The 23,500-nt window shown below is 73.1% G+C and carries 20 protein-coding genes; 3 read left to right on the forward strand and 17 right to left on the reverse strand.

The window, feature by feature from the left end:
- Positions 1-7 precede the first annotated feature (7 nt).
- Both dapD and ACQP6G_RS02165 read left to right on the forward strand, forming a co-directional pair.
- The gene (dapD, locus tag ACQP6G_RS02160; RefSeq protein WP_429762520.1) at positions 8-976 is read left to right on the forward strand and encodes a 2,3,4,5-tetrahydropyridine-2,6-dicarboxylate N-succinyltransferase; all 969 of its coding nucleotides are present in this window, start codon (positions 8-10) and stop codon (positions 974-976) included.
- 1 nt (position 977) lies between these two features.
- Positions 978-1,895 carry a hypothetical protein gene (locus tag ACQP6G_RS02165; protein ID WP_429762521.1) on the forward strand — a complete coding sequence of 306 codons (918 nt, stop codon included), beginning with the start codon at positions 978-980 and terminating at the stop codon, positions 1,893-1,895.
- A gap of 61 nt (positions 1,896-1,956) precedes the next feature.
- Here ACQP6G_RS02165 and ACQP6G_RS02170 read toward each other — a convergent pair whose 3' ends face one another.
- From ACQP6G_RS02170 to fdxA, 3 genes are all read right to left on the reverse strand, one after another.
- Positions 1,957-3,279 carry a citrate synthase gene (locus ACQP6G_RS02170; protein WP_429762522.1) on the reverse strand — a complete coding sequence of 441 codons (1,323 nt, stop codon included), beginning with the start codon at positions 3,277-3,279 and terminating at the stop codon, positions 1,957-1,959.
- 193 nt (positions 3,280-3,472) lie between these two features.
- Complete coding sequence (dapC, locus tag ACQP6G_RS02175; protein ID WP_429762523.1) at positions 3,473-4,624, reverse strand: succinyldiaminopimelate transaminase; 1,152 nt, start codon at positions 4,622-4,624, stop codon at positions 3,473-3,475.
- On the reverse strand, positions 4,624-4,941 hold the full coding sequence (fdxA, locus tag ACQP6G_RS02180; RefSeq protein WP_429762524.1) for a ferredoxin: 318 nt from the start codon (positions 4,939-4,941) through the stop codon (positions 4,624-4,626). The genes dapC and fdxA overlap by 1 nt, the downstream gene beginning before the upstream one ends.
- Positions 4,942-5,014: 73 nt before the next feature.
- Between fdxA and ACQP6G_RS02185 the strand changes: the two genes are divergently transcribed.
- Complete coding sequence (locus tag ACQP6G_RS02185; protein WP_429762525.1) at positions 5,015-5,311, forward strand: putative acetyltransferase; 297 nt, start codon at positions 5,015-5,017, stop codon at positions 5,309-5,311.
- A gap of 34 nt (positions 5,312-5,345) precedes the next feature.
- Here the strand turns inward: ACQP6G_RS02185 and ACQP6G_RS02190 are convergent, their stop codons facing one another.
- The 14 genes from ACQP6G_RS02190 to ACQP6G_RS02255 form a co-directional block, all read right to left on the reverse strand.
- Positions 5,346-6,365: a prephenate dehydrogenase gene (locus ACQP6G_RS02190; protein WP_429762526.1), complete on the reverse strand. Its 1,020-nt coding sequence runs from the start codon at positions 6,363-6,365 to the stop codon at positions 5,346-5,348.
- Positions 6,362-7,321, reverse strand: a complete 960-nt coding sequence (locus ACQP6G_RS02195; RefSeq protein WP_429762527.1) for a prephenate dehydratase — start codon at positions 7,319-7,321, stop codon at positions 6,362-6,364. Before ACQP6G_RS02195 ends, ACQP6G_RS02190 begins: the two co-directional genes overlap by 4 nt.
- An 11-nt stretch (positions 7,322-7,332) precedes the next feature.
- Complete coding sequence (locus tag ACQP6G_RS02200; protein ID WP_429762528.1) at positions 7,333-8,235, reverse strand: hypothetical protein; 903 nt, start codon at positions 8,233-8,235, stop codon at positions 7,333-7,335.
- On the reverse strand, positions 8,235-10,505 hold the full coding sequence (locus tag ACQP6G_RS02205; RefSeq protein ID WP_429762529.1) for a VanW family protein: 2,271 nt from the start codon (positions 10,503-10,505) through the stop codon (positions 8,235-8,237). The genes ACQP6G_RS02200 and ACQP6G_RS02205 overlap by 1 nt, the downstream gene beginning before the upstream one ends.
- A gap of 210 nt (positions 10,506-10,715) precedes the next feature.
- Positions 10,716-11,132: a DUF6113 family protein gene (locus ACQP6G_RS02210; RefSeq protein ID WP_429762530.1), complete on the reverse strand. Its 417-nt coding sequence runs from the start codon at positions 11,130-11,132 to the stop codon at positions 10,716-10,718.
- On the reverse strand, positions 11,129-12,274 hold the full coding sequence (locus ACQP6G_RS02215; protein WP_429762531.1) for a PIG-L family deacetylase: 1,146 nt from the start codon (positions 12,272-12,274) through the stop codon (positions 11,129-11,131). The genes ACQP6G_RS02210 and ACQP6G_RS02215 overlap by 4 nt, the downstream gene beginning before the upstream one ends.
- A gap of 10 nt (positions 12,275-12,284) precedes the next feature.
- On the reverse strand, positions 12,285-14,195 hold the full coding sequence (typA, locus tag ACQP6G_RS02220; protein WP_429762532.1) for a translational GTPase TypA: 1,911 nt from the start codon (positions 14,193-14,195) through the stop codon (positions 12,285-12,287).
- A gap of 57 nt (positions 14,196-14,252) precedes the next feature.
- Positions 14,253-15,998, reverse strand: a complete 1,746-nt coding sequence (locus ACQP6G_RS02225; protein WP_429762533.1) for a BCCT family transporter — start codon at positions 15,996-15,998, stop codon at positions 14,253-14,255.
- 51 nt (positions 15,999-16,049) lie between these two features.
- On the reverse strand, positions 16,050-17,831 hold the full coding sequence (locus tag ACQP6G_RS02230; protein ID WP_429762534.1) for a dipeptide ABC transporter ATP-binding protein: 1,782 nt from the start codon (positions 17,829-17,831) through the stop codon (positions 16,050-16,052).
- Positions 17,828-18,805 carry an ABC transporter permease gene (locus tag ACQP6G_RS02235; RefSeq protein ID WP_429762535.1) on the reverse strand — a complete coding sequence of 326 codons (978 nt, stop codon included), beginning with the start codon at positions 18,803-18,805 and terminating at the stop codon, positions 17,828-17,830. The genes ACQP6G_RS02230 and ACQP6G_RS02235 overlap by 4 nt, the downstream gene beginning before the upstream one ends.
- Positions 18,798-19,724 (reverse strand): ABC transporter permease, encoded by a 927-nt coding sequence (locus ACQP6G_RS02240; protein ID WP_429762536.1) that lies wholly within the window; start codon positions 19,722-19,724, stop codon positions 18,798-18,800. The genes ACQP6G_RS02235 and ACQP6G_RS02240 overlap by 8 nt, the downstream gene beginning before the upstream one ends.
- Before the next feature lie 205 nt (positions 19,725-19,929).
- Positions 19,930-21,612: a peptide ABC transporter substrate-binding protein gene (locus ACQP6G_RS02245; protein WP_429762537.1), complete on the reverse strand. Its 1,683-nt coding sequence runs from the start codon at positions 21,610-21,612 to the stop codon at positions 19,930-19,932.
- 211 nt (positions 21,613-21,823) lie between these two features.
- A complete protein-coding gene (locus ACQP6G_RS02250) occupies positions 21,824-22,549 on the reverse strand; it encodes an ABC transporter ATP-binding protein (protein WP_429762538.1) in 726 nt (241 codons plus the stop codon).
- Positions 22,546-23,490 carry an ABC transporter ATP-binding protein gene (locus ACQP6G_RS02255; protein ID WP_429762693.1) on the reverse strand — a complete coding sequence of 315 codons (945 nt, stop codon included), beginning with the start codon at positions 23,488-23,490 and terminating at the stop codon, positions 22,546-22,548. Before ACQP6G_RS02255 ends, ACQP6G_RS02250 begins: the two co-directional genes overlap by 4 nt.
- Positions 23,491-23,500 lie beyond the last annotated feature (10 nt).

Consider the following 23,500-nt stretch of genomic DNA (forward strand, 5'->3'; position numbering starts at 1 on the left):
GGGCCGCATGACGACGCCTGCCTTCTCCCGCCCCGCCTGGGGCCTCGGTCTCGCCACGGTCGCCGACGACGGCACCACGCTCGACGTCTGGTACCCCGCGCCCGTGCTGGGCGCGCCGCCGGAGACCGACGTCGACATCCCGGCCGAGCTCGACGCCCTCACCGAGCGGGACGACGCACGCCGCGTGGACGTCGTCGTCGTGCGCACCGTGATCGACCTCGACGCCGCCCCCCAGGACACCCGGGACGCGTACCTGCGGTTGCACCTGCTCTCCCACCGCCTGGTCCACCCCCACGGCCTCAACCTGGACGGCCTCTTCGGCGTCCTGACCAACGTGGTGTGGACGTCCCACGGCCCGTGCGCCGTCGAGGGCTTCGAGGCCACGCGCCTGCGCCTGCGCGCCGACACCGGCCGCGCCGTCACGGTGTACGGGATCGACAAGTTCCCGCGCATGGTCGACTACGTCGTGCCCGCCGGCGTGCGGATCGCCGACGCCGACCGCGTGCGCCTCGGCGCGCACCTCGCGTCGGGCACCACCGTCATGCACGAGGGCTTCGTCAACTTCAACGCCGGCACGCTCGGTGCCTCCATGGTCGAGGGCCGGATCTCCGCCGGGGTCGTCGTGGGGGACGGGTCCGACGTCGGCGGCGGCGCGTCGATCATGGGCACCCTGTCGGGCGGCGGCAAGGAGGTCATCAGCGTGGGTGAGCGGTCGCTGCTCGGCGCCAACGCCGGCCTCGGCATCCCGCTCGGCGACGACTGCGTGGTCGAGGCCGGCCTCTACCTCACCGCGGGCACCAAGGTCACCGTGCTCGGCGAGATGGGCGCCGACGGCGACCCGCTGGTGGTCAAGGCCCGCGACCTCGCCGGTCGCGACAACCTGCTGTTCCGCCGCAACTCGCGCACCGGCGCGGTCGAGGTGCTGGAGCGGGGCGGCGTGGGCATCGAGCTCAACGCCGCGCTGCACGCCAACTGAGGTGTCCGGCCGACGGGGCCGGCGGAGAGGCCGGCGGGGGGCTGCCGGCGCAGCCCTCGCCGTGGTCCTCGTCGCCGGCGCCGGGGCGACGGCCGGCGTCGTCTGGTTCCTCAACCGGGTCGACACGCCCTCGGTGCAGCGGTGCGCGGCCGAGCTGGACGGCACGTCGTGGTACCTCACGCCGGTCCAGGCGGACAACGCCGCCCTGATCGTCGGGACGTCCGTGCAGCGCGGGCTGCCGGGCCGGGCGGCCACGATCGGGCTGGCGACGGCGCTGCAGGAGTCCCGGCTGGTCAACATCGACTACGGCGACCGGGACTCGGTGGGCCTCTTCCAGCAGCGCCCCTCCCAGGGGTGGGGCACCGTCGACGAGATCATGGACCCGGTCTACTCGACGGGGAAGTTCTACGACGGCCTCGTCGAGGTCGACGGCTACGAGAACCTGGAGGTCACGGTCGCCGCCCAGGCGGTGCAGCGCTCCGGGTTCCCCGACGCGTACGCGCAGCACGAGACCCGGTCGCGGGCCTGGGCGTCCGCGCTCACCGGCCACTCCCCCGGGGCGATCACCTGCGACCTGCCGCCCACCGAGGACGACGAGGCCCCGTCCGGCGCCGCCGCCCGGGACCTGCTCGCCGAGCGCGGCGCGCGCGACCTCGGCTTGCCCGCCGACGCCCTGCGCGCCGACACGTCCGACCAGGACGTGAACGCCGTCGTCGTGGACGCGACCGCGGTGCCGCTCGACGGCGAGCGCGCCACGTGGGCCGTCGCGCACTGGGCGGTCGCGACGGCGTCCGTCTCCGGGGCGCAGGAGGTGCGGGCCGACGCACAGGTGTGGACCCGCGAGGACGGCACGTGGTCCGTCGTGGACGACGACGCCGACCGCCGGCCCGACGGCCAGGTGACGATCGTCCTGTCGTGATCGTCCTGGTCGCGGGCCGACGGCCGGCGTCGGTGCGGTACCCGTCCTGGAGGCGAGAGCCTCAGCGCTGCTCGAGCGGCACGTAGTCGCGCTCGGTCGGACCGGTGTAGACCTGCCGCGGGCGGCCGATCTTGGTCTGCGGGTCGTTCATCATCTCGCGCCACTGGGCGATCCAGCCGGGCATGCGGCCCAGCGCGAACAGCGGCGTGAACATGGCCGGCGAGAAGCCCATGGCCTTGTAGATGAGCCCGGTGTAGAAGTCCACGTTCGGGTAGAGCTTGCGCTCGACGAAGTAGTCGTCGTGCAACGCGATCTCCTCGAGCCCGCGGGCGATGTCGAGCAGCTCGTCCTTGGCGCCGAGCTGGCCCAGCACGGCGTCCGCGTGCTTCTTGACGATCGCGGCGCGCGGGTCGTAGCTCTTGTAGACGCGGTGGCCGAAGCCCATGAGCCGGACGCCGGCCTCCTTGTTCTTGACCTTCTTCATGAAGGTCTCGACGGAGTCGTCGCCGCTGCGGATGCTCTCGAGCATCGTGAGCACTGCCTCGTTGGCGCCGCCGTGCGACGGGCCCGACAGCGCGTTGATGCCGGCGGCGACCGACGCGTAGAGCGTCGCGTTCGACGAGCCGACGATGCGGACGGTGGACGTCGAGCAGTTCTGCTCGTGGTCCGCGTGCAGGATGAGGAGCTTGTCCATCGCGGACACGAGCACCGGGTCGGACTCCCACTGCTCGTACGGCCGCGAGAACGTCATGCGCAGGAAGTCGTCGACGTAGCCACGGGCGTAGTCCGGGTACATCAGCGGCTCGTCGCGCGTGGCGCGGTGCAGGTACGACGTGATGGTGCGGATCTTGGCGAGGATCAGCACCGTGGCGAGCTCGACCGCCTCCGGGTCGTGCGGGTCCAGCGACTCGGGGTAGTACGTCGCGAGCGCGTTGACCGCCGAGGCCAGGATCGACATCGGGTGGCCGCCGCGCGGGAACGACGACAGGAAGGCACGGAAGCCCTCCGGCACCAGCGTGTGGCGGTTGACCCGCTCCTCGAACGCCGACAGCTCGGCCGGGGAGGGCAGCTCGCCGTGGATCAGCAGGTACGCCACCTCGAGGAAGGTGGACGAGTCGGCCAGCTGCTCGATGGGGTACCCGCGGTAGCGCAGGATGCCCTGGTCGCCGTCGATGTACGTGATCTCCGACTGGCACGACGCGGTGTTCGTGAACCCGGGGTCGACCGTGACGAGCCCGGTGTCCTTCAGCAGGGACGACACGACGATGCCGTCGTTGCCCTCCGTGGCGGGGACGACGGGCAGCTGGCGAGCGGTACCGTCGACGACGAGCTCGACCGAGGCGGAGTCGCCCGTGGTGCCTGCGGCAGGCGTGGTGGACGTCATGTCTTCCTTCCGTGACGGGCCTGCCGACTCCCGACGACGGGACCGGTGGGCGCGTGACTCGTGACTCTGGGACGGGGGCGGCCCGGGGCACGCCGGCCGTGGCATCCTCCAGGGCTACCTCGGCCTGCGGTCGAACCTACCCCCCAACACCAAGGTGTTCCAATCCCTCACCCAGCCGCAGCCATCCGTCGGGTCACAGAGTTGTGATGCGCGCCACAGCCTCGGCCACGGACCCGTCGGGTGCGGTGAGCGCGACGCGGACGTGCGACCGCCCCGCGTCGCCGTAGAACTCCCCCGGCCCCACCAGGATGCCGCGGCGGGCGAACCACGCCGCGAGGTCGCGCGACGTCGCGCCCGCGAGCGGCGTCCCGTCCGCCGGGCGGGCCCACAGGTAGAGGCCGGCCTCGGAACCGTCCACGACGAAGCCCGCCGTCCCGAGCGCGCCGAGCAGCGCGGCGCGGCGGCCGCGGTAGACCTCGCGCTGGGCCGCGACGTGCGCGTCGTCGCCCAGGGCGGCGGTCATCGCCGCCTGGACCGGCGCGGGAACGATCATCCCGAGGTGCTTGCGGGTGGCCAGGAGACCCGACACGAGGGTGGGGTCGCCGGCCACGAAGGCCGCGCGGTACCCGGCCACGTTGGACTGCTTCGACAGCGAGTACGCCGCGAGCAGACCCTCGGTGCCACCCCCGGTGACTCGCGGGTCGAGCAGGCTGGGCACCCGCGAGACGCCGTCGTCGCCGACCCAGGCGTCGGCCCACGGCAGCTCGGCGTAGCACTCGTCGCCCACGACGACGGCGCCGATCTCCCGCGCCGCCTCCACCACGCGGCGCAGGTGCGCGACGTCGGCGACCTCGCCGGTCGGGTTGCCGGGCGAGTTGACCCACACCAGGCGCACGTCGCGGCGCCCCGCCCAGGCGTCGACGTCGTCCGTGGCCAGCGGCGTCGCACCGGCCAGCCGCGCCCCGACGTCGTAGGTGGGATAGGCGACCGCCGGGTGCACGACGACGTCGCCCGGGCCCAGGCGCAGCAGCGACGGCAGCAGGCCGACGAGCTCCTTGGAGCCGACGGTGGGCAGCACGGCGTCCGAGTCGAGACCGGGGACCCCGCGGCGGCGGGCGAACCAGCCCGTCACGGCCTCCCGGAGCGCGGGCGTGCCGTGCGTCAGCGGGTAGCCGTGGGCGTCGGACGCCGCGGCGAGCGCGTCGCGCACGACCTGCGGGGTCGGGTCGACCGGCGTGCCGATCGACAGGTCCACGACGCCGCCGGGGTGCGCACGGGCGGTCGCCCGCACGTCCTCGAGCGTGTCCCAGGGGTAGGGCAGTCCGCTGAGGTCGGCGAACCCCATCAGGCCTGGGGCGGCAGGCCGGCGATCATGGGGTCGTCCTTCTCGATGAGCCCCATCTTCGCGGCGCCGCCGGGCGAGCCGAGGTCGTCGAAGAACTCGACGTTGGCGCGGTAGTAGTCCTTCCACTGCTCGGGGACGTCGTCCTCGTAGTAGATGGCCTCGACCGGGCACACCGGCTCGCAGGCGCCGCAGTCCACGCACTCGTCCGGGTGGATGTACAGGGAGCGCGAGCCCTCGTAGATGCAGTCCACGGGACACTCCTCGATGCACGCCTTGTCCTTGACGTCGACGCACGGCTGAGCGATCACGTAGGTCACTGCGGGCTACCTTCCAGGTGACGAGGGCGCGCGCCGGAGAGCCGGGCGCCGAACCAACTCTAGTATCGCTGACGTGGTGCCTCCGCCGTCAGCCGTCCCACCTGCCGTACCCCCGCCCGCCTGGCGCGGGGTGCCCGCGGGCACCCGCGTCGTCGTGCGGCGGCGCCTGTCCCCCGCCGAGGCGGCCGAGCACGGGGCCCGGTGGGCGGACGTCGTGGGGATTCTCACGGCCGTCGGGCCCGCCGGCCTGCGCGTGCGTCCCGACCGCTCCCCCGACCTGCCGGAGGTGGCCGTCGCCGCCGACGACGTCGAGGCCGTGAAGCCGGTCCCGCCGCGGCGACCGCGGCGGGGGCGGCCCGACCAGACCTGAGCCGCGGCCCGAGCCTGCGAGACTGTCGTACCGCTCAGCGCGGCGCGCGCACCCGGACCGCGCCGTCGTCGACGCCCACGACGACGGCGCCCGCCGTGCAGCGCGCCACGAGGTCGTCGACCAGGCCGGACGTCCAGGCGTCGCCGACCGGCAGCGACTCCTCGGGACCCGCCGGGCGCGCGCGGCCCCCCGCGCGCAGCTCGCGGACGTCGTCGGCGGCGTGGAAGACGTCGTGCAGCGAGCCGTTCGTCTCCAGGGCGCCGATCACGACCTCGAGGTCGCGCACCGCCTTGCGCAGCGCGGGCGCCACCCACGCAGCGTTCTCGGTGACCATCGCCTCCGTGCGGGCCGGGTCGGTGAGCGCGACCCGGGTGCCGTCGCGGAAGCTGCCGGCGGCGAGGCCCAGCGCGAGGTCGCGGACCGGCGCGCCCGCCACGGCGTTGAGCAGCTGGGTGGCGAGCACGTGCGGCACGTGGCTCACCAGGGCGGCCGCCTCGTCGTGCCGGTCGTCGGTGACGACGGCGGCGGTGCCGGCCAGCGGACCCGTCACCAGGCGCAGCACCTGCGCCAGACGCCGGGGCTCGTCGGGCGCAGCACCCCCCGGCTCGGCCACGGTCACCGCCCACGGCGCCGCGTCGAGCAGGCCGGCGTCGGACGCGGCGAAGCCGCTGTGCTCGGTGCCGGCCATCGGGTGCGCCCCGACGTACCGGTCGCCCAGCCCCGCGGCGAGGACCGCTGCCCGGACCGGGCCCTTGACCGAGCCGACGTCGGTCACGGTCGCGTCGCCACCCGCCAGCAGCGGCGCGAGCTCGGCGGCCGTGGCGCGCACGGCGCGCAGCGGGACGGCGAGCACGACGACACCGGGACGTTCGGCGCACAGGTCCGCCAGGTCGTCCGCCACGCGCAGCCCGACGGCGCGCGCGTCGCCGCGGGTGCCGGCGTCGGTGTCCGTCGCGACGACGTCCACGCCGCGCGCGGCGAGCAGCCGCGCGAGCGACCCGCCGACCAGGCCGAGGCCGACGACCCCGACCCGGCCGTCCCGCGCGTCGTTCACCACAGCAGGCCCCGCGCGACCGTCGCGTCGTCGTCCGAGCCCAGCACGCTGCCCGTCGGCACGTGGTCGGGCAGCACGCCGTCGAGGCCCGGCCCGCCGGGCGCCACGGGGAACGCGCCGAGCACCTTGAGCGAGTCGCCCGCGCCGAGCAGGGCGGCGAACAGGTCGCGCACCTGCGGCTCCCAGGGGGCGCCGTCGAGCGTCACGACGAACACGTACTGGCTCTCGCGCACCTTCAACGGGCGCTCCACGAGGCTCGACATGTTCACGCCGCGCTCGGCGAACTCCGCCGTGACCCGCGCCAGCACGCCCGGCCCGGTGACCACCGGGGTCACGGCGGCCATGGTGCGCCACGCGTCGCGGGCGTGCCCCGCCGCGCGCACCGGCGCCCACGCGGCGGTCGCGTCGTCCCGGCGGCACAGCACGACGAACCGCGTGCGCGCGCCGGCGAAGTCCTCCACCCCCGTCGCGAGCGTCTCCAGCCCGTAGAGCTCTCCGCACAGCCTCGGCCCGAAGGCGACCTGGTGGTCGGCGAGGTCGCGGCACGCGGCCGCGTTCGACGACGCCGGCACGGGCAGCAGGTCGTGCTCCGCGACGAACCGCGTGCACTGCGCCAGGCCGTGCGGGTGCGCCGTCGCCTCGCGCAGCCCCGACGGGTCGGCGTGCCCGGGACGGACGAACGCGTCGAAGGAGACGTCCAGCACGACCTCGTCCACCGCGACCACGTCGGGGCTGCCCACGAGCGCGTCCAGGGACGGCACGACGTACCCCTCGACGGAGCTCTCGATCGCCACCACCCCGCGGTCAGCGGCGCCCGACGCGACGGCGTCGTGCACCTCCCGGACGGTGGCCAGCGGCAGCTGCGCGGCGTCGCCGCCCCTCGTCCGTGCGCCGGCCCAGCGCCGGACCGCCTCGTGGGTGAACGTGCCCTCCGGCCCGAGGTACGCGATCCTCATCCGCCGCCCCCTCACGCCCCGGCGGGGCCGGTGGCCCACCGTGGCGCCAGCGGCACGGGGCCGGGCACGAAGCCCTCGCCCGGCAGCACGGCCAGCGTGCGGTGCGCGACGCCGCGCCCGTCGAGCTCCGCGACGAGCCCGTCGAGCACGTCGACGCTCGCGCAGCCGAACGAGGTGAAGAAGACGTGCGGCCCGTGGGCCGAGGGGTGGCTGCGCAGGTGCTGCAGGTCGACGCCCGCCGCCGACAGGACCGCCAGCGTGTGCTGCAGGGACCCGCGGTGGTCGTCCGACGGCCCGACGGCGAGCCACACCTGGGCGGGAACGTCGAACCGCGGCCATGCCGCCCGCGCCTCGAGGAGCCCGTACCAGACCGGCCGCCTCCCGGCGAGCCGCTCGCTGCCGGGTACCTCGACCCAGCCCGCGGGCACCCGGGACCGCTCGACCACGAGCGAGCCGGCCGCACCCGCCAGCGCGACACGCTCGTCCACCGGGGTGCGGGTCGGCACCAGCCGCGGGCTCACGCCCATGGCGCGCAGCAGGTCCTGGCAGTCCCGCATCCCCGCCTCGTCGATGACCACCTGGCCGCCCGTCGCGCCCGCCGGGGCCACCCACACCCACTGGGGCGCGACCGGCACGGCGGCCGTGACGATGAGCGACGGCTCACCGGCGAGCAGCGCCTCCTCGAGCCCCGGCGACGGCTGCTCCGGATGCCCCAGGTGCACCACCGCCGCCAGGTCGTCGATGGTCGCCACCGTGGCCAGCGTGTCCGACGTCGTGCCGAGGTCCAGCAGCTCGATCGACTCGTCCGGCACGGCCGTGGCCACCGCGGACCCGGGGGCGACCCCCGACCAGCCCGCGTCGTGCGCCGCCTGCGCGGCGTGCGCCGGGGACTCGCGTTCCGAGCGTCCGAGCATCAGTCCTCCTCGGCCTTCCCGTCGTCGGCGGCGTCGTCCTTGCCGTCGTCCTTGGGCTGGCGGTCGTCGTCGCGGTCGGCCTTCGGCTGGTCGCACACGACGGGGTTGTCGGGCTTGTAGGTCCAGGTCTTCGACTCGTCCTTGACCTGCTTGCCGTCGTGGAAGACCTGCCGGTAGTTCGTGATCGTGAACCCGTCGTTCCCGCCCGGGTACGGCTCGCAGCCCGCACCCGACTTGTGCACGGCCGTGGCCGGCACGACGTTGCGCTTGTCGCCCGCCTGCTTCGTGACCTCGTAGTACTTCGTCGACCAGATCTGCACGTGCAGCTCGCCGCCCGAGACCCACGACTGCATGACGGCGCCGTACGGGGTGTCGTTGGTGAACTTCATGTCGATGGCGCCCACGTAGATGGTCGCCTCGCGCCCCGCGGGGTACCGGCTGAACCAGTAGCTGTGGGGCTGGTGGCCCGCGTCGTCGTACCCGGCGAGGAAGCCGGCGTTGTACGTGGTGGTGGCCATCTGGGACAGGCCACCGCCCACGGCGTCGGTGTGCACGCCGTTGCTCACGACGCCGGCCGCGACGAAGCCGTTCGACTCGTCGATCGGTGACAGGGTGTCGAGCAGCGAGAAGGTCTCCCCCGGTGCCACGAGGGTGCCGGTGACGATCTGGGCGCCCCGCTCGAGGTTGCGGGTGCGGATCGGCTCGCTCGTGAGCGGGGTCGAGAAGGACGAGACGACCTCCTTGACCCCCATGTCCTCGAGGGCCTCCTTGGTGTGCTCCGGCTCGCGCTCGACGAGCTTCACCTCGGTCGTCCGGTCGTCCGAGAGGGCGGCGTCGCCGACGGCGGACGCGGTGTCGTCCGGGTCGAGCGTCGTGCCCTGCTCCCCGCCCTCGACGACCGGCTTGCCGCCGGCGAACACGAAGTGCGCGTCGTCCGGCTCGGTGAGCAGGTCGTCGGTGTCGTCCACGACGTCGGAGACCAGCTTCTCGCCGTCGAACCGCGCCTTCAGCTCACCGTCGGAGTTCTTGAACGACGTCGCCTTGGCGAGCTGCTTCGGGGTCAGCTCCGCGGACTGCTCCCCCACGTCGACCGTGACGGGACCGCTCACCACCTGCTGCGCCTGCTCGAGGGCGGCGTCCGTCTCCGCCTGCGTGACCGCGGGCTCGACGACCTCGGTCGGCAGGTCGACCGGCCCGGACGTGACGAGCCAGGCGTCCACGACGGCGTCCACGGCGTCGTCGACCAGCACGCTGGACCCCTCGACCGCGTCCGTGGACACGGCCTTGGCCCCCTTGAACCCGACCGAGCCGTCCACCGGCTCGACCTTCAGGGAGTCCTCCAGGCCGGAGACCGCCTCGGTGAGCGTGGGCCGGGAGACGTCGACGACGGGCGGTACGGCGTCGCCGCCGACGAGGTGCTCCCACAGGTGCGCGGGGCTGAGCGAGAACCCCGTGAGCCCGTCGACGGTCGCCTGCGCGTCGAACGACAGGCCCGCGGAGGCCGGGTCGATCGTGCTCGAGGCCTCGCCCGCCCGGACGTCGATCGGCTCGGCGGCGCGCTCGCCCAGGCCGTCGTCGAGCGCCGCGACCGCGGGCCCGGTGTCCATCCCGCCGATCTCGACCCCGGCGACGCTGGTGCCCTTCGGCACCGTCCCTGCGACGGCCCACTGCGCCCCCGCGTAGAGGCCCGCGACGACCACGAGCCCGACGCCGGCCCACAGCGCGACCTTCGGTGCGCGGCTGGGCGCACCGTCGCCGGCCAGGCCGTCGAGCGGGGAGCCCGGGTCCGCGGGCGGCGGCGTGGCCGCCCCGGCCGGGTCCGCAGGGCCGCCGGCGAACGCCGGGCCGGCCGGGGCCGCCGAAGGGCCGGCGACCGAGGCCGCCACCGCCGGCAGCGCCTGCGTCGGCGGTCCCGACGGTGCCGGCACGGTCGCGATGACGCGCTGCTCGTACAGCCGCACGCGCGGCTCGTACGGCGTCTCCGGCTCGTCGTCGGCCGGCTGCCCGGGAGCCTGCGCCGTCGCGGCGGGCCCCTGAGCCACCGGGGGCTGCGCGACCGGGGGCTGCGCGACCGGGGGCTGCGCGACCTCGGGGGCGGCGGGAGCCTCGGGCGCGGCGGACGGCTCGGCGGCGGACGGCTCGGCGGCACCGGCTTCCTCGGGCGCCGCGGCGGGCACTCCGGCCTGGGGCTCGGGCTCGGCTTCGGGGCGCGCAGGCTCGGCGGGTGCGGACCCGGCGGGGTCCGGCTCGCGCTCGGTCGGGTGACCCATGCATGCTCCGTCAGGGTGGGGTGCGGGGCGACGCCCCGGGGGACAGGTGAGCGGGCAGACCCGCCTGGGGGATCCTACTCGGGCGGCACCGACCGCCTCGGCGCAAGTCCGGGGTGAAAGCGCCAAATCGGACGCCGGTCCGCACAGCTTCGTCACGCCCGGCCGGGTGGCGCGCACGGGACGCTCACAGGCGGCCGCGTGGACCGGGCGTCAGCCCCGCCGGTCGGAGAACCAGGACCGGGGCAGGAAGGCTGCGACGAGGAACATCGCCAGGCCGCCGTAGGTCCACACCAGGCCCACCGCCTGGGCAGGGACCAGCACGTCCCCGCCGGGCCCCGCGACGGCCAGCACCTGCACGGCCACGACCCAGCCGGCGCCGGCGGCGAGCAGCGGGCCCAGCCCGGCCCACGCGCGGCACAGGACCGCCGTGGACAGCGTGATCGCGAGGGCCAGCACGATGCCGGCGGGCAGGTCGTGCCACTGGGTGCGGTGCGCGACCGTGCCGAGCACCCCGACGACGCCGCCCAGCGCGACGGCCAGGAGCGTCCGCGCGGCGGACCTCCACCACCGGCCCGCACCCGCAGGGGGAACGGGCGAGGTGGACGTCGCGTGCTCGGGGCTGGTCATCGGCGCGAGCCTACCGGCGTCCGGCGTGCCGCGACGTCCGGCGCCGTGGGCGACGAGGACACGAGGTAGACCTCGTGCGCCGGCACCGGGGCGAGCACGGCGTTGCTGAGGGCGTACCAGCCGGGCAGGTCGGCACCGGGCAGCGCCGCCTCCGGGGCCCCGGTGGCGTGCTGCACCTGGGTGGCGTGCGCGCGCATCGCGGCGAGCACCCGGTCGAGCACCGGGGCGACGGCGACCTGGGCGACGTCGTGCGGCCCGGCGTCGCGCAGCTCCGCGTCGTGGCGCGCGAGCGGGGGCAGAGGTTCGTCCGGGTCGGGGAACGTCAGCCCGGTGCGGGCCGCGAGGTCCTGGACCGCGGGCGCGGCGGCCAGCGCGCGGCGCCCCGCCCGGAGCGCGGCGGACGGCGTCACCGCACGCCACAGCTCGGCGTCGCCCCAGGGCTCGCCGGGCACGGGGGCGTCCGGGTCGGCCGCGAGGGCGAGCGCCCGCACCGTGACCTCGTGCGTGCGGACGTGGTCCGGGTGCCCGTACCCGCCCTGCTCCTCGTACGTCGCCACCACGTCGGGGCGGCGGGCGCGCACGACGGCCGCCAGACGCGCGGCGGCGTCGTCGAGCGGGACGCGCACGAACGCGGTCGCGGGCGCGTCGTCCGCCGGCCCGGCCACTCCCGGCGCGACCCACGCCATGCCGGAGTCCTCGAACCGCGTGTCGGATCCTGGGCGCATCCCGGTGGGCTGGACGTCCGACACCGCGCGCGCCTCGCCGGCGGGGTCAGACCCGGGGCGCACCCCGGTGACCTGAGCGTCTGACAGGTCGACGGCGTCGAGGAACACGTGCCCGACGACGCCCGGCCCGCCACCGAGCGCGGCCAGGGCCGCGGCCAGCTCGGTCTCCCGGTGCGCAGCGAGCGCCGGGCCGTCGCCCTCGAGGCGCGCCAGGCCGGTGGGGTGCGACGGCGTGTCGATGACCTCGCCGCGCTCGCCGCGCGTGCAGGTGACGACGGCGACCGGCCGACCCGCGGCCGCCCACGACGCGAGGAGCGCGCCGGTCGCGAGGGTCTCGTCGTCGGGGTGCGCGTGCACCGCGAGCAGCCCGCCGTCGGGCACCGGCTGCTCCGGGGCGGGCGCGGCGGGGCCGGTCACCGGGAGCGGGTCAGGCGCGCTTGGCCCGCGCCGTCGCCCGGGCGCGCGCCGTGGCGTCGAGCTCGACCTTGCGGATCCGCACGACCTCCGGCGTCACCTCGACGCACTCGTCCTCGCGCGCGAACTCGAGGGACTCCTCGAGCGTGAGGTGGCGCGGCGGGATGAGGTTCTCGAAGTTGTCGGCGGTCGAGGACCGCATGTTCGTCAGCTTCTTCTCCTTGGTGATGTTGACGTCCATGTCCTCGTTGCGGGAGTTCTCGCCGACGATCATGCCCTCGTAGACCTCCTGCGTGGGGTCGACGAAGAACGAGCCGCGCTCCTGCAGGTTGATCATGGCGAACGGCGTCACCTTGCCCGCGCGGTCGGCGACCAGGGAGCCCGTGTTGCGCGACTCGATCGGGCCGTGCCACGGCTCGAAGCCCTCGGAGATGGACGCCGCGATGCCGGTGCCGCGCGTCTCGGTGAGGAACTGCGTACGGAAGCCGATGAGGCCGCGCGCCGGGACCATGAACTCCATGCGCACCCAGCCGGTGCCGTGGTTGCTCATCGTCTCCATGCGGCCCTTGCGCTGCGCGAGCAGCTGGGTGACGGCGCCGAGGTACTCCTCCGGCACGTCGATGGTCATGCGCTCCATCGGCTCGTGCCGCTTGCCGTCGATCTGCTTCGTGACGACCTGCGGCTTGCCGACCGTGAGCTCGAAGCCCTCGCGGCGCATCTGCTCGACGAGGATCGCCAGGGCCAGCTCGCCACGGCCCTGCACCTCCCACGCGTCCGGGCGCTCGGTGGGGAGCACCTTGAGCGACACGTTGCCGATGAGCTCGGAGTCGAGGCGGTCCTTGACCTGGCGCGCCGTGACCTTGTGGCCCTTGCCGCCCTTGCCCGCCAGCGGCGAGGTGTTGATGCCGATGGTCATCGAGATCGCCGGGTCGTCCACCGTGATGAGCGGCAGCGGGCGCGGGTCGTCCACGTCCGTGAGGGTCTCGCCGATCATGATGTCGGAGATGCCGGCCACGGCCACGATCTCGCCGGGCCCCGCGGACTCGGTGGGCACGCGGTCGAGCGCCTTGGTCTCGAGCAGCTCGGTGATCCGCACGCTCGACAGGGTGCCGTCGTGGCGGGCCCAGGCGACCGTCTGGCCCTTGCGCAGGGTGCCGTTGAAGATGCGCAGCAGCGCGAGCCGGCCGAGGAACGGCGACGCGTCGAGGTTCGTGACGTGCGCCTGCAGCGGCATGTCCGCCTCGTAGGTCGGCGCGGGGATCTTCTCGAGGATGGTGCCGAACAGCGGCTCGAGGTCCTCGTTCGCGGGGAGCGCACCGTCGGCGGGCTGGTCGATCGACGCGCGGCCGGCCTTGGCCGACGCGTACACGACGGGCACGTCGAGGATGGCGTCCAGGTCGAGGTCGGGGACCTCGTCGGACAGGTCGCTCGCGAGGCCGAGCAGCAGGTCGGTGGTCTCCCCCACGACCTCGGTGATGCGCGCGTCGGGGCGGTCGACCTTGTTCACGACGACGATCACGGGCAGCTTCGCGGCGAGCGCCTTGCGCAGCACGAAGCGGGTCTGGGGCAGCGGGCCCTCGGACGCGTCGACCAGCAGCACGACGCCGTCCACCATGGACAGGCCGCGCTCGACCTCGCCGCCGAAGTCGGCGTGCCCCGGGGTGTCGATCACGTTGATGGTGATGCCGTCGGGCTCGCCCGCCTCCGCCGCCGCCGGGCCGGCGTACCGGACCGCGGTGTTCTTCGCGAGGATGGTGATGCCCTTCTCGCGCTCCAGGTCACCGGAGTCCATGACGCGGTCGTCCACGTGCTGGTGGGCGGAGAAGGCGCCTGCCTGGCGCAGCATGGCGTCCACGAGGGTCGTCTTGCCGTGGTCGACGTGGGCGACGATCGCCACGTTGCGCAGGTCGGAGCGCACAGACATCTACGGGTCTCATTTCCTGGGGTGGGGAGGCGACCCGTCAATCGGGCCGCCGCTATCTTACCCGCCCGGTCCAGGCTGCTCGTCCCCGCCCGCCTCCCGCGGCTTCCCAGGCGCACTTCCGGGCGCTGTTCCGGGTGGTCCCTTCGCCTCCCGACGGCGCGGCACGCGCAGCCGCAGCGCGCCCGGCGCGGGCGGCAGGACGTTCTCCCACCGGCCGGCCAGCGTGGTCGCCACCTTCTCCGTGACGTGCTCCGTGAGCTCCGCCCGGGCGGCGCGACGCTCGGCGCGCACGATCTGCCGGTGCTCCACGCTGAGCTCCTTGACGATGGACACCGCCATCCCGATGAGGACCAGCGAGAACGGCAGGGCGATGAGGATCGCGGCCGTCTGCAGCGCCGTGAGCCCGCCCGCCAGGAGCAGCGCTGCCGCGACCAGGCCCTCGAGGATCGCCCAGAACAGCCGGCTCCACAGCGGCGGGTTCGGGTCGCCGCCGTTCGCGAGCATGTCGACCACGAACGACCCCGAGTCGGACGACGTCACGAAGAAGATGACCACCAGCACGATGCCCGCCACGGACAGCCACGTCCCGGCACCCGGCAGGCTGTCGAAGAGCTGGAACATCGCCGTGTCGGTGTTCACGCCTCCGGTCGCGGGGTCCAGCATGCTGCCGGGCTCCGTCATCTCCTGGTGCAGCCCCGCTCCCCCGAACACGCTGAACCAGATCGTGGCGACGGCCATCGGGACGGCCAGCGTGCCGAGGACGAACTCGCGCACCGTGCGCCCGCGCGAGATCCGCGCGATGAAGACGCCCACGAAGGGTGCCCAGGAGATCCACCAGCCCCAGTAGAAGATCGTCCAGCTCGACTCCCAGGCCAGGCCCTCGTCGCCCCGGAAGGCCAGGGTGTCGAACGTCATCTGGATGACGTTCGCGAAGTAGTACCCGAACGACTGCACCCAGCTGCGCAGGATGAACAGGGTGGGGCCCAGCACCAGCACGACGGCCAGCACGACTCCTGCGAGCACCATGTTCCCGTTGGACAACCACTTGATGCCCTTGGACAGGCCCGAGGCCACCGAGAACGCCGCGAGCGCGGTGATCGCCGCGATCAGGCCGAGCTCGAGGGCGGTGCTCGGCTCCACGACGTCGAGATAGCCCAGGCCGTGCGCCACCTGCAGCACGCCCAGGCCGAGGGAGGTCGCGACGCCGAAGACGGTTCCGATGATCGCCACGACGTCGATGACGTTGCCCAGCCAGCCCTTGACGCGGTCGCCGAGCACCGGCTCGAGGGCCCAGCGGATCGACACGGGACGGCCCTTGCGGTGGATCGCGTACGCCAGCGCGAGACCGGCCACCACGTAGATCGCCCAGGCGTGGATGCCCCAGTGCACGTACGTCTGCGAGATCGCCGCCTGGGCGAGGGCGGCGTCGTCGCCGGTCACGCCGGGCTTCGGGGTGACGAAGTGGGACAGCGGCTCGGACACGCCGTAGTAGACGAGCCCGATGCCCATGCCGGTGGCGAAGAGCATGGAGAACCACACGGGGAGCTTGAAATCGGGCGCCTCGTCGTCCGGGCCGAGCACGATGTCGCCGAAGCGGCTCAGCCCCATCCAGATCGCGAAGATGACGAAGGCGGCCACCAGGAGCACGTAGTACCAGCCGAAGGCGCCGATCACCTCGCCCTGGAGCGTGGTCATCACGGCGTCGGTGGCGTCGGTGAAGAGGACCGCGACCAGGACGAACAGCAGGATGATGCCTGCTGCCGGATAGAAGACCCCGCGGGCCAGCGTCGATGCCCCTGCCATGCCCTTCACCCTGACGCCGGGTCCGCCCATCGGCAAACGGACGACGGGGCGTCAGCCCGCGATCGCCGCGCCCTCCAGCCCCGCACCGGGGATGGCGGCGAGCAGGTCGCGCGTGTACTGCTGGCGCGGGTTGTCGAACACCTCGTCGGTGGTGGCCTGCTCCACGACCCGACCGTTCTGCATCACGACCACCGAGTCGGCGATCTGTCGCACGACCGCGAGGTCGTGGGTGATGAACAGGTACGAGAGCCCCAGCTCCTCCTGAAGGTTCCCGAGGAGCTCCAGGATCTGCGCCTGGACGAGCACGTCGAGGGCCGACACGGCCTCGTCGAGCACGATGACCTCGGGACGCAGGGCGAGCGCACGCGCGATGGCGATGCGCTGCCGCTGACCGCCGGAGAGCTCGTTCGGGAAGCGGCGCATCGCCGACTGGGGCAGCGACACCATGTCGAGGAGCTCCCGCACCCGCTTCTCGCGCTCCCTCTTGCCGCCGACCCTGTGGAGGGCCAGGGGCTCCTCGATCGACCGGAAGATGGAGAACGTCGGGTCGAGCGAGCCGTACGGGTTCTGGAACACCGGCTGGATGCGCCGCCGGAACGCGAAGGCCTCCTTGGGCGAGTACTTCGCGACGTCCGCGCCGTCGAACTCGACGACCCCGGAGGTCGGGTCGAGCAGGCCCAGCACCATGTTCGCCGCCGTGGACTTGCCGGAGCCGGACTCGCCCACCAGGGCCAGCGTGTGGCCACGCTGGAGGGTGAAGCTCACGTCGTCGACGGCCTTGAAGTCCGTCGACGCCCCCGGGCGTCCGCCACGGATGCTGAAGACCTTCGTGAGGTTCTTCGCCACGACGATGTCCGACTGCGCCGCCTTGCCGGCAGCCCGGAGCGGGACCGTCGCCTCGAGGTCGGGCGCCAGCAGCTCGTCCGACTCCTCGCCCTGCTCGTGCGCCACCTGGATGCGGCGGGACGCGAGCGACGGCGCCGAGGCGACCAGCCGCTGCGTGTACGGGTGCTGCGGGTTCGCGAGGATCTGCTGGGCCGGGCCCGACTCGACGACACGTCCCTTGAACATCACCACGAGGTGCTCGGCGCGCTCCGCGGCCAGGCCCAGGTCGTGCGTGATGAACAGGACGGCGGTGCCGAGCTCCTGCGTGAGCACGTCGAGGTGGTCGAGGATCTGCCGCTGCACCGTGACGTCGAGGGCCGACGTCGGCTCGTCCGCGATGAGGAGCTTCGGCCGCGAGGCCAGCCCGATCGCGATGAGCGAGCGCTGGCGCATGCCGCCCGAGAACTCGTGCGGGAACTGGCGCGCCCGCCGCTCGGCGTCGGGCAGCCCGGCCTCCTGGAGCAGGCCGGCGACACGCTCCTTGCGCTCCCGCTTGCCGCCCTCGAAGCCGTTGGCCTTGAGGGCCTCCTCGATCTGGGTGCCGATGCGCCACACCGGGTTGAGGTTGGACATCGGGTCCTGCGGGACGAGGCCGATGTCCCGGCCGCGCATCGCCTCGATCTCCGTGCGGGGCAGGCCCACGATCTCGCGACCGTCGAACGTGATGCTGCCGCCGGTCACCTTGCCGGTGCCGGGCAGCAGGTCGATCACGGCGTGCGCGGTGGTCGACTTGCCCGACCCGGACTCGCCGACGATCGCGACCGACTGACCGGGGTACACGGTGATGTCGGCACCGCGGACGGCGTGCACGACGCCCTCGGAGGTCGTGAACGACACCTCGAGGTCGCGGATCTCGAGCAGGGGCTTGTCGGTCCCCGCCTCGTAGCTGCGGCCGGCGCCCTCACCGACGGGCTGGTTGCCGTTCGTCACTGGGAACTGTGTCGTCATCGCTTCCGTGCCTTCGGGTCGAGGGCGTCGCGCACGACGTCGCCCATCATGATGAAGCCGAGCACCGTGATGGCCAGGCCGGCGGCCGGGTAGAAGAGGATCTCGGGGGCCTGGCGGATCGCCCGCTGGGCCTGCGCGATGTCTCCACCCCACGACACGGTGCTGGGCGGCAGGCCGATGCCGAGGAAGCTCAGCGTCGCCTCCGCGACGATGAACGTGCCCAGCGCGACCGTGGCGTACACGATGATCGGTGCGGCCGAGTTGGGCAGCACGTGCCTCAGCAGGATCTTGCCGCGCCCCATGCCGAGCGAGCGGGCGGCGGTGACGAACTCGTTGTTCTTCACGGACATCACGGTGCCGCGCGTGATGCGGGCGATCGACGTCCACCCGAAGGCGGCGAGCACCAGGGCCACCGTGAAGCTGGTCCGGTTGGTGGTGATCGACATGATGACGATGGCGGCCAGCACCAGCGGGATCGCGAAGAAGATGTCGGTGATGCGCGACAGGATGACGTCGAACCAGCCGGCGAAGTAGCCGGCGACGGCCCCCATGATGGTGCCGAGGATCACGACCATCGCCGTGGACATGACGCCCACGAGCACGGACGCGCGGGCACCGTAGATGGTGCGCGCGTAGATGTCGCAGCCCTGCTTGTCGAAGCCGAACGGGTGCCCGGGCTCGGGGCCGTCGAGCGACTTGGCGAGCTCGCAGTCGAAGCGGGGGTGCACGGACGTGAACCAGCCGGGGAACGCCGCCACCGTGATGACGAGCAGGATGATCACGGCCGCGACCCAGAACATGGGGCGGCGGCGCATCTGGCGCCACGCGTCGCGCCAGAGGCTGGACGGCGCCTCGTCCGTCTTGACCGCGTCGACGGCACCGAGGCCGCCCTCGTCGACCTCGGCGGCGAAGTGCTCCTGCCCGGGGCGCGGTCGCCGTCCGCCGGGCACGGTCTCGTATCGGTTCTCAGGCATAACGGATCCTCGGGTCGAGGGCGGCGTAGAGGAGGTCGACGAGCAGGTTCGCCAGGATGTAGACGATGACCAGCACGGTCGTGAGCGAGACGACGGTGATGTTCTCGCCGCGGATGATCGCCTGGTAGAGCGTCCCCCCGACGCCGTTGATGTTGAAGATGCCCTCCGTCACGATCGCGCCGCCCATGAGGTTGCCGAGGTCGGCGCCCAGGAACGTCACGACGGGGATGAGCGAGTTGCGCAGCACGTGGCGGCCGGTGACCTGCGAGCGACGGAGCCCCTTGGCCCGCGCGGTGCGGACGTAGTCGGCACTGAGGTTCTCCGCGACCGACGTGCGGGTCAGGCGGATCACGTACGCGAACGACGTCGCTGCCAGCACGATCGCCGGTAGCAGGAGACTGTAGAAGTTGGGGTCCCTGCCGACGGTGACGGGGAACCAGCCGAGCTTCACACCCATCACGAACTGCAGCACGAAGCCGATGACGAACGTCGGGACGGAGATGACGAGCAGGCTGATCACCAGCACGGTGCCGTCGAACCAGCCGCCCTTGCGCATGCCGGCGAAGAGGCCGAAGAGGACGCCGAAGACGGCCTCGATGACGAGCGCCATGATCGCGAGCTGGAACGTGACCGGCAGCGCCGCGCCGATGACGTCCATGATGTCCTGACCTCGGAAGTCGACGCCGAAGTCGAGCGTGAAGACGCCCTTGAGGAACAGCAGGTACTGCACGATGAACGGTTCGTTCAGGTTGTACTGCTCGCGGATCTGGGCTTGCACGGCCTCGGGGAGACCGCGCTCCCCGCCCAGGCCTGCCACGGGGTCTCCGGGCCGCAGGAACACGAGTGCGTAGAGCAGGAGCGTCGCTCCCAGGAACACAGGGATCACCTGTAGGAGCCTGCGTCCGAGATACCAGAGCATGTGTGTTGTCTCCTCGTTCGCCCCGGGATTCCCAGGGCCACGGGTTCAAGTTTCGGGCCTCGTTGCCAGGACGACGGCCACGACGGGGTGTGGCCAGGACAAGGATAGGGGGCAGGGTGTGCTGCGTCGGCACACCCTGCCCTCCGGACGTCGGCGGGCCGGCCGCGAACCTACCGGACGCGGCCGGCCGTCACCGAATCGGGCGTCAGCCCTGCTTCGTGACCTGGTACAGGATCGGGTCGCTGTCCCAGCCGAAGGTGACGTTCTCGACGTCCTCGCCGAAGCCGCCGGTGGCGTTCTGGTACCACAGCGGGATACCAGGCATGTCACCGAACAGGATGGTCTGCGCCTCCTGGTAGGCCTTGATCGCGGCCTCCGGGTCGGTCGCGCCGTTGCCCTCCTTGAGCTTGGCGTCGAACTCCTTGTTCGAGTAGCCCATGTCGTTCGAGCCGGCGTTCGTGCCGTAGATCGGCCCGAGGAAGTTGCTCAGCGCCGGGTAGTCGGCCTGCCAGCCGCCACGGAAGAGGCCCTTGATCTCCTTGTTGTCACGCGCGTCAAGGAACTCGTCGAAGGTGGCGTACGGGTCGAACTCGCACCCGATGCCGAGCGTGCTGCGGACGTTGTTGCAGACGGCGTCCACCCAGGTCTGGTGGTCGGAGTCGGCGTTCGAGGCGATCTGCAGCGTGAAGTCCTTGCCGACCGGGTCCTCGCCCTCGGCCTGGTCCCAGAGCTTCTTGGCCTCGTCGGGGTTGTACTCGAGCACCTCGTTGCCCTCGATCTGGTCGGACCAGCCGTCGATGACCGGCGACGTGAAGTCCTTCGCCGGGGTGCGGGTGCCGTTGTAGATCGTCTCGGTGATCTGGTCACGGTCGATCGCCATGGAGATGGCCTGGCGGCGCAGCACGCCCGCGTCGCCCTGGAACTCCTTGACGTACTCCGGGACGTTGACGACCTGGATGACGGCCGCGGGCTGGTTGACCGCGCGGTCGCCCAGCTCGTCCTCGAACGTCGCGAACGACGACGACGGCACGTTCTTCACGATGTCGAGCTGACCGCCGAGGAGGTCGTTGTACGCCGTGTCCTCCTCGGTGTACGCGACCAGGTCGGCGCCGTCGTTCTGCGCCTTGCGCTCGCCCTGGTAGTCGGGGTTCGGGCGCAGCTCGATGACCTCGTTGTGCGTCCAGTTCTCGACCTGGTACGGGCCGTTGCCGATCGGCTTGTCGGCGAACGCGTCCGGGTTGTCGAAGAACGCCTCCGGGAGCGGCATGAACGCGGAGTAACCCAGGCGGATCGGGAAGTCCGACTCGGGCTGGGCGAGCTTGACCGTGAACTCGGTGTCGCTGACGACCTTGAGGCCGCTCATGGTCTCCGAGGCGGGCTTCTCGCCCTCCTTCGGGCTGCCGTCCTCCTGCAGCTGGTCCTCCGCGAAGTTCACGTCCGCGAAGCCCTCGATCGGCTCGAAGAAGTAGCTGAGGTTCTGGGCGTTGGGCCCGTACGCGCCGTAGTTCCAGGCGTCGACGTAGCTCTGCGCCGTCACCTTCGAGCCGTCGGTGAACGTCCAGCCGTCCTTGATGGTGATCGTCCACGTCTGGTTGTCGTCAGACTCGATGGACTCCGCCATGTCGTTCTGCGTCTGGCCGTCGGCGTCGTAGTAGACGAGGCCCGCGAAGATGTTCGAGATGGCCAGCGAGCCGTTGGTCTCGTTCGTCATCGTGGGGATGAGCGGGTTCTGCGGCTCGCCGTTCTGCACGGTGATGATCCCGGCGCCCGAGCCGCTGCCCGTGCCCTCCCCGGTGTCATCGCCCGAACCGCCACCGCACGCGGACAGCAGCAGGGCCGAGGCGAGGGTGAAGGCCCCGATGCCTGCAAGTCGTCGTCGAGGTGTCACGTGTCCTCCTGAGTTGAGTCGCTCACCGGCGGGGATCACCCCTCGGTGAGGTGCAGGCGCGTGTGCCCGCGCACTGCACTGTGCGCGGGTGACTCTAGTCACGGTTCAGGGCCCGGACATACCCTTCGCCCGCTTTGCGCCCGGAACCGTGACCAATCCGGTATCTGGGCGCAACCTCAGGGACACGACCGGCGGCCGGCCCCGGACGCCGTCATACCGTCACCAACCGGCCCTCGCGGACCACGAGGACGCGGTCCGCCATGGCCACCAGCTCCGGGTCGTGGGTCGCCACGACGGCGGCCACCCCGCGCGAGTGCACCAGGTCGCGCAGCAGCGCCATGACGCGGGCGGCCGTCGTCGAGTCCAGCTGGCCGGTCGGCTCGTCGGCGAGCAGCACCCGCGGACGGGCGACGAGCGCCCGCGCCACGCCGACCCGCTGCTGCTGCCCGCCCGAGAGCTCGTCCGGGCGCTGCTCGGCGTGGTCCGCGAGGCCGACCGCCTCGAGCGCCTCCGCGACCCGGGCCGCCCGTTCGGCGGCGTCGACCCGTGCCAGGCGCAGGGGCACCTCCACGTTCTCGGCCGCCGACAGCACCGGGATCAGCCCGAACGACTGGAACACGAAGCCGATCTCGGTGCGGCGCACCGCGTGCAGCTCGTCCTCGTCCAGGCCGCCCAGCTCGCGCTCGACGACGCCCGGGCCGCCCGGTGCCGCGGGGTCGGCGCCGAGGTGCACCGTCCCCGTGGTCGGGCGGTCGAGCCCGCCGAGCAGGTGCAGCAGCGTCGACTTGCCGGAGCCTGACGGCCCCACCACCACCACGAGCTCGCCGGCTCCGACCTCGACGGACACGTCCTCCAGCGCCCGCACCTCGCCCGCGCCGCTGCCGTAGACGCGCGAGACGCCCTCCGCGCGCAGCACCGTCGTCGTCGTGACGCTCATCGCCGCTCCCCCGGTCCCCGGCGGCCGTCCGGCCGGACCTCGACGTGGTCGGGCTCCAGGGCGAGGCGCACCCGGTCCCGCAGGGCCAGGGCGCTGACGAAGTCCTGCGGCAGCTGCAGGCGCCCCACGCGGTCCAGCACCGCGAACTCCTCCGCGACGTGCCGCTGCGCGCCGTCCTCGTCCACCTCCGTGCGGCGCAGCACCTCCGTGGACGTGCGCCCGTCACGGATCTGCACCGTCCGCGCGACGTGCTCCGAGACGGCCGGGTCGTGCGTGACGATCAGCGTCGTCACCCCGGTCGCCGCGTTCACCCCGCGCAGCGCCTCGAGCACCTCGACGCTCGTCGCCTCGTCCAGCTCCCCCGTGGGCTCGTCCGCCAGCAGCACGCGCGGCGCGCCCGCCACCGCGACGGCGATCGCGACCCGCTGCTGCTGCCCGCCCGACATCTGGCCCGGCCGCCGGTCCGCCACGTGCCCGACGTCGAGCAGCTCGAGCAGCTCGGTGACGCGCGCCGCGCGCGCGGCCCGGGAGCCGGAGCGCGCGATCTCGAGCGGCACCCGGACGTTCTCGGCCGCCGTGAGGTACGGCAGCAGGTTCCGCCCGGTCTGCTGCCAGACGAACCCGACGGTGGAGCGCTGGTAGCGCACGCGGTCGCGCCGCGTCATCGCCAGCAGGTCCGTGCCCGCGACCACCGCGGAGCCCGCCGTCGGCAGGTCCATGCCGGACAGGATGTTGAGCAGCGTCGACTTGCCCGAGCCCGACGCCCCGACCACGGCGACCAGTCCCCCGCGGTCGACGGTGAGGTCCAGCCCCTGCAGCGCCTGCACCTCGATGCCGTCCGTGGCGAAGATGCGCACCAGCCCTCGGCAGCGGATCTCGCCGGGCTCCGACCGGGCGGCGTCGGCCGCAGGCCGGCCTGCCCCCTCCTCGGCCACCACCATCGCGTCACCA

Origin of the sequence: Isoptericola nanjingensis, assembly GCF_050311635.1 — a bacterium.
GTDB classification, from domain to species: Bacteria; Actinomycetota; Actinomycetes; order Actinomycetales; family Cellulomonadaceae; genus Isoptericola; species Isoptericola nanjingensis.

What these genes read in the sequence shown, in the direction of transcription:
- ACQP6G_RS02230 (WP_429762534.1), bottom strand. Translation starts at nt 17,831, where the DNA reads ATGACGACACAGTTCCCAGTGACGAACGGCAACCAGCCCGTCGGTGAG.
- ACQP6G_RS02205 (WP_429762529.1), bottom strand. Translation starts at nt 10,505, where the DNA reads ATGGGTCACCCGACCGAGCGCGAGCCGGACCCCGCCGGGTCCGCACCC.
- typA (WP_429762532.1), bottom strand. Translation starts at nt 14,195, where the DNA reads ATGTCTGTGCGCTCCGACCTGCGCAACGTGGCGATCGTCGCCCACGTC.
- ACQP6G_RS02210 (WP_429762530.1), bottom strand. Translation starts at nt 11,132, where the DNA reads ATGACCAGCCCCGAGCACGCGACGTCCACCTCGCCCGTTCCCCCTGCG.
- ACQP6G_RS02170 (WP_429762522.1), bottom strand. Translation starts at nt 3,279, where the DNA reads ATGACGTCCACCACGCCTGCCGCAGGCACCACGGGCGACTCCGCCTCG.
- ACQP6G_RS02255 (WP_429762693.1), bottom strand. Translation starts at nt 23,490, where the DNA reads ATGGTGGTGGCCGAGGAGGGGGCAGGCCGGCCTGCGGCCGACGCCGCC.
- ACQP6G_RS02200 (WP_429762528.1), bottom strand. Translation starts at nt 8,235, where the DNA reads ATGCTCGGACGCTCGGAACGCGAGTCCCCGGCGCACGCCGCGCAGGCG.
- ACQP6G_RS02235 (WP_429762535.1), bottom strand. Translation starts at nt 18,805, where the DNA reads ATGCCTGAGAACCGATACGAGACCGTGCCCGGCGGACGGCGACCGCGC.
- ACQP6G_RS02225 (WP_429762533.1), bottom strand. Translation starts at nt 15,998, where the DNA reads ATGGCAGGGGCATCGACGCTGGCCCGCGGGGTCTTCTATCCGGCAGCA.
- dapC (WP_429762523.1), bottom strand. Translation starts at nt 4,624, where the DNA reads ATGGGGTTCGCCGACCTCAGCGGACTGCCCTACCCCTGGGACACGCTC.
- dapD (WP_429762520.1), top strand. Translation starts at nt 8, where the DNA reads ATGACGACGCCTGCCTTCTCCCGCCCCGCCTGGGGCCTCGGTCTCGCC.
- ACQP6G_RS02250 (WP_429762538.1), bottom strand. Translation starts at nt 22,549, where the DNA reads ATGAGCGTCACGACGACGACGGTGCTGCGCGCGGAGGGCGTCTCGCGC.
- ACQP6G_RS02195 (WP_429762527.1), bottom strand. Translation starts at nt 7,321, where the DNA reads ATGAGGATCGCGTACCTCGGGCCGGAGGGCACGTTCACCCACGAGGCG.
- ACQP6G_RS02240 (WP_429762536.1), bottom strand. Translation starts at nt 19,724, where the DNA reads ATGCTCTGGTATCTCGGACGCAGGCTCCTACAGGTGATCCCTGTGTTC.